Raw genomic sequence first — 604 nt, forward strand, 5'->3', positions numbered from 1 at the left:
CGATGCATGCCCTGAAGGTAACCGCAGTCCACGATAGCAAGCAGTTTGACTATGTTCTTTCACGTGAGCCAGTCGATCTCGTGGTTGTTGACCTTAACCTAGGCCGGGAGGATGGACTTGCGATCGTCCGCAATCTGGCGACAAAATCGGATGTTCCTATCATAGTGATCAGCGGCGACCGGCTTGATGAGGCGGAAAAAGTGGTTGCACTGGAGCTCGGCGCAACCGATTTCATTCCCAAGCCTTTCGGGATGCGCGAATTCTTGGCCCGCATTCGAGTAGCGCTACGCCAGCGCATTTCTAGTCCGCGAACCAGAGAGCAGCGCTCATTTCGCTTTGGGGCCTGGAAGCTCAGCGTGAAGCAGCGGCGACTGATCTGTGCGGAGCGTGGCGAGGTCAAGCTTACCGCATGTGAGTTCAATCTCTTGATCGCATTTCTGGAGAACCCCCGCAACGTGCTATCCAGAGAACGGCTTTTGCTCGCGAGCCGTGTGCGTGGAGAAGAGGTGTACGATCGAAGTATCGATGTCCTAATCATGCGCTTGCGCCGAAAGCTGGAGGCTGATGCGGCCAACCCTCGCCTGGTCAAAACATCCCGTGGCGC

At 56.3% G+C, this 604-nt stretch carries 1 protein-coding gene; it reads left to right on the forward strand.

Annotated elements, in window-relative coordinates; genetic code table 11:
• Window positions 1-2 precede the first annotated feature (2 nt).
• On the forward strand, window positions 3-604 hold a 602-nt coding region (gene virG, locus NKI70_RS33900), incomplete at its 3' end, for a two-component system response regulator VirG (RefSeq protein ID WP_352443318.1).

Origin of the sequence: Mesorhizobium sp. M0500 (genome assembly GCF_040321165.1) — a bacterium.
In the GTDB taxonomy this organism is placed as follows: Bacteria; Pseudomonadota; Alphaproteobacteria; order Rhizobiales; family Rhizobiaceae; genus Mesorhizobium.